This window comes from Tepidimonas sp., assembly GCF_029335975.1.
Lineage (GTDB): Bacteria > Pseudomonadota > Gammaproteobacteria > Burkholderiales > Burkholderiaceae_C > Tepidimonas.
Genome location: NZ_JARJMT020000155.1, coordinates 1 through 4,859 on the forward strand (window position 1 = coordinate 1; position 4,859 = coordinate 4,859).

General features: G+C 63.3%; 1 protein-coding gene and 3 pseudogenes. All 4 read left to right on the forward strand.

The genetic code is table 11. The features are described 5' to 3' along the window. A pseudogene (locus P3W97_RS08900) lies at positions 1-330 on the forward strand (hypothetical protein); the annotation flags it as partial. After that, positions 290-3,142, forward strand: a pseudogene (locus tag P3W97_RS08905) (TrlF family AAA-like ATPase). The pseudogenes P3W97_RS08900 and P3W97_RS08905, both read left to right, overlap by 41 nt. Positions 3,143-3,167: 25 nt before the next feature. Beyond that, on the forward strand, positions 3,168-4,406 hold the full coding sequence (locus P3W97_RS08910; RefSeq protein WP_300845943.1) for an ATP-binding protein: 1,239 nt from the start codon (positions 3,168-3,170) through the stop codon (positions 4,404-4,406). A 5-nt stretch (positions 4,407-4,411) separates the two neighbouring features. Then, positions 4,412-4,859 (forward strand): annotated as a pseudogene (locus P3W97_RS08915) (hypothetical protein); the annotation flags it as partial.

Below are 4,859 nucleotides of genomic sequence, written 5' to 3' on the forward strand. Positions count from 1 at the left end.
GGCAGCGTGCGCCTGCTCAAATGGCCGGAATACCCGACCGACTGGTCGCCCGAGACGGACAGCCGCACCCCGGTGTGGGAAGCCCTGCACCACCTGATTCGGGCGCTCAACCAACAAGGCGAGGTGGCCGCCGGCGCGCTACTGGCGCGCATGCCCGAGCGCGCCGAACCCATGCGCACGCTGGCCTACCGCCTCTACACCCTGTGCGAGCGCAAGGGCTGGGCCGACGACGCCCGCGCCTACAACGAACTCGTCACCGCCTGGAGCGGCATCGAACAGGCCGCAGGCGATGCGGACGTGGTGGACTCGCAAACGCCGATGGATAGTTGATCGAGGACCGGTTAGGACGCGAACTGCTTGGCCCTATCCCGGCTCACGCTGGAGGTAGTTCGACTTCCACACCCAGCCGCCGGCATCTACGGACACTGAACATTGGCAGGCTGCGATCGATACGCCCGCGGAAATCACGCCGGAGAAATGGCTGCGCCAATACATGGCCGCCGGCATCGACTGCGTGGCAGTGACCGACCACAACAGCGGTGCTTGGATCGACAAACTTAAGGCCGCCTATGAGGAAATGAAGGCGCAGGCCGCCGCCGGAAAACCGCCCGAGGGGTTTCGGGAGCTGACGCTTTTCCCGGGCGTGGAGATTTCGGCCAACGGCGGCGTGCATGTGCTGGCGATTTTCGACCCTTCCGCCACCACCAGCCATATCGATAGCCTGCTGGGTGCAGTCGAATACACGGATAGCAAGGATGGCAGCGATGGTGAGACGCGCAAATCGGTGGCCGAAGTGATCGAGAAGATCCTTGCGGTAGGGGCGATCCCCGTTCCTGCCCATGCCGACCAAGCAAAGGGACTGCTGCGTGTTACCCCGAACACAAAGCAGTGCGCCCTATCGGCCAACACGGTCCGGCAGGCGCTGGAAGTCGAGGGGCTGCTCGCGGTCGAGTGGCTGAGCTTGAACAGCCCTTATCCAGAAGCCGTCGAAAAGATCGCGAAACCGCTGGCCCGCGTGCTGGGCAGCGATTGCCACAGCTTCAAGGGACAGGCAGTGCCAGGCAGCCGCTTCACCTGGGTCAAGATGGCCCAGCCGACGCTGGAAGGGCTACGGCTCGCGCTACTCGATGGCAATGGCGTGTCGATCCGACGCAGCGATGAGGGGGCATTCGATCCGTTCAAAACGCCGGCCCATGTGATTTGTGCCATCGAGATCGAAAACGCGCGGGTCATGGGCAATGGCCAGCAGCCGGCGCGGCTGGCACTCTCGCCGTACTTCAACGCCATCGTCGGCGGCCGTGGCACGGGTAAATCCACGGTGGTGCACGCGCTGCGGCTGGCAACCCGGCGCGACAGTGAGTTGAAGAATCTGCCTGCAGACAGCGAGCCACGCGAGCGTTTCGAGGCCTTCGCCAAAGTGGCCAAGGGACGAGGCGACATCGGCGCGTTGCGGGAACAGACGGTCATCCGGGTAGCGTGGCAGCATGTAGGCGGGCAGACGCGGCTTGTCTGGCGCCCTCAAGGTCAAGGCCCCGCCGTGGAGGATGAGCTCGACGGGCAATGGCAACCCTCCTCCAGTCAGACCATTTCCGCCGAGCGTTTTCCGGTGCGCATCTTATCGCAGGGCCAGATCGCGGCACTGGTCGGGGAAGGACGGCAGGCGCTGCTCGCGATCATCGACCAGGCTGCGGGGGTGGCGCCCCTTTGGCAAGCGTTCAAAGATGCGCAACGCACCTTCTTCGTTCAGCGCGCGCGGCTGCGGGAGATCGACGGCAAGCTGGCGACGCTGCCGGAGACCGAACGTCGATTGAATGAAGCAGACGGCAAACTCAAGGCGCTCGCCCAGGGCGGTCACGCCGCCGTGCAACAGGCCTACGCCCGCGCCCAACACCAGACGCGAGCGGTAAATGACACGCTGACGCAATTGGGCGAAGCGGTGAAGGTGCTGCGACAAACCGCGGAAAACTTGCTGCTCGATGACTGGCTGCCGCAGCACTTCGGCGACACCGAGACGGATCTGCTTGCGTGGCGTAAAGAGGCCGATGCCCTGCTGGGGCAAGCGCGTGAGCGGCTGGAGCAAGAAGCGACGACGCTAGAGCGGGGCATCAGCCGCTTGGGCGGGGACAGGCGGCTTGCTGCTTGGCGTGCGCGATCCGAGGCGGCACGCGCGGCCTATCAGCAATTGCAGGCCAAGCTTAGGGAGCAAGGCGTGGCCGATCCACAGGCCTTCGCCCGCCTGACCCTGGAGCGCCAGGAACTGGAGGCACAGGCCAAGACCTTGCGGCAGCTGCAGGTGGAGCGCCCGATGCTGGTGGCACAGATCGAGAGCCAGAGAGCGCTGATCGTCGAGCACCGACAGGCCATCACCCGCCAGCGGAAAAACTTCCTGGAGCAAAAGCTGGCGCAGAACCCTCACGTGCGAATGAATATCGTGCCCTTCGGCTTCGATCCCTTCGTCATCGAGCGCAGCCTGCGTGAGTTGATCGAAGCGACCGACGAGCGGTTTGCCAGCGACATTCTGACCATTGAAAACGGCAGACCTGCGTCAGGGTTGGCCCATGACGTGGCAAGTGCAGCTGACACAGAGAAGCTGAGTGTGCTTGAGGCTGTGCGCAACAAGGTCATCGAGCGCCCCGACGAGTTGGGCGGAAAGTTCCGCAACTACCTGGAGCGCAAGGCCGACAAGCCGGAATTCGCCGATCACGTGCTGACGTGGTTCCCCGAGGACGACCTGCGCATCGAGTACCAGCGCGACGGTCGGTGGTACCCCATCGGCGAAGGCTCCCAGGGCCAGCGCTCGGCGGCGCTGTTGGCGTTTTTACTGGCCTTCGGCGAGGAACCTATCGTGCTCGACCAGCCCGAGGACGATCTCGACAACCACCTGATCTATGACCTGATCGTGCGCCAGATTCGCGAGAACAAGCTGCGCCGCCAGTTGATCGTCGTTACGCACAACCCGAACGTGGTGGTCAACGGGGATGCGGAACTCGTGCATGTGATGGACTTCAAGAATGGACAGTGCATCGTTGCAAAAAGCGGGGCACTACAGGAACAGGCCGTGCGCGAGGAGGTTTGCCGCGTCATGGAAGGCGGCCATGAGGCCTTTTCTCGCCGTTGGAAGCGCTTGGGCAGGGAGCTTTGAAATGCTAGGCACGCGTGCGGAACTGATGCAGAAGATCCGCCTGGGCGAAGACAGCTTTCTCGAACTGAAGGAAGTAAGGTTCGCCGGTGGCAAGGTGCGAGGACCGTCGCAGGAGGATCTGGCGGACGAGCTGGCCGCCTTTGCCAACAGCGCCGGTGGCGTGATGGTTCTGGGTGTCGAAGACAAGTCCCGGGAGGCGCTGGGCATCCCGACGGATCTGCTGGATGCAGTGGAAACCTTGGTGCGGCAAGCCTGCGAGGACTCGGTCAAACCGCCCTTGATGCCCATCATTGAACGCATGACGCTGCCCGATTCGGCCGGCTCGGAGCAGCCGGTCATTCGGGTCGAAGTCGCGCGCAGCCTGTTCGTGCACCAAAGCCCTGGCGGCTACTTGCTGCGCGCCGGATCGTCCAAGCGCCCGATACCGCCGGATCATCTGGCGCGCCTGTTTCAGCAGCGCAGCCAGTCGCGCCTGATCCGTTTCGACGAAACGCCGGTGCCGCGCGCCACGCTTGCCGATCTGGACGAGCTACTTTGGCGACGTTTTGCACCCACCCAAAGCGCAGACGCACCTGAGGTCTTGCTGTCCAAGCTGGCCATGGCCGCGCAAAACGATCAAGGTGCGTGGTGCCCGACGGTGGCGGGCATCCTGATGTCGAGCCGCCAGCCGCAGAGGCACTTGCCCGGCGCCTTCATCCAGGCGGTTGCCTATGAGGGCAATGACGTGGTGCCCTCGGGTGCCAGGGTTTACCAGCGCGACGCCCAAGACATCACCGGGCCACTGGACAAGCAGATTCGGGACGCCTGCGCATTTGTGCGCAAGAACATGCAGGTGGCCGCATTCAAGCGCGCCGAGGGTGGGCGGGTGGATATACCCCAGTTCGACATGACGGCAGTGTTCGAAGCCGTGGTCAATGCGGTAGCTCATCGCGACTATTCGATGGCTGGCAGCAAGATACGGCTGCGTCTCTTCGTTGACCGTCTGGAGCTTTATTCTCCGGGCATGCTGCCCAACACCATGACGCCTGAGAGCTTGCCATATCGGCAATCTGCCCGCAACGAAGCCTTGACGAGTTTGTTGGCGCGTTGTCCAGTGGGCGACGACGAACTGGCTGGCCACCGCAGCTACATTATGGACAAACGCGGCGAAGGGGTGTCCATCATCCTTGAACGCAGTGAGCAGCTTTCCGGCAAGCGCCCCGAGTACCGGCTGCACGATGACAGCGAATTGGCGCTGACGATCTATGCCGCTCGAACGGAGTAACAAGCATGAGTTTGAAACCCTGGCGCGAGATCGCTGTGCCGCACGAAGATGTGCTCAAAGGCACGTTCCAGCAAGCCGAGTTCGCGGCTGACCTGTCGCGCGTGCACGCGGGCACAGCAACGCCCGAATATCAGAATCCAACGCTATTTTTTCAGCGCACCTTCATCACCGAGGGCATGCGCTTGCTGCTCGACTCGGTGGTGAAGCGCCTCTCGGGCAAGGGTGGCGACCCGGTCATCCAATTGCAGACGGCCTTCGGCGGTGGCAAGACGCACACCATGCTGGCGGTCTATCACCTGGCCAAAGGCGATACGGTCGCCAGCGACCTGCCCGGTGTTCCCGCCATCCTCGATGCAGCCGGCGTGACGGAATTGCCGCGCGCACGGATTGCCGTGCTGGATGGCATCAAATCCTCACCCAACCAGCCAGTGGTGCGTGACGGGCAGGCAATCC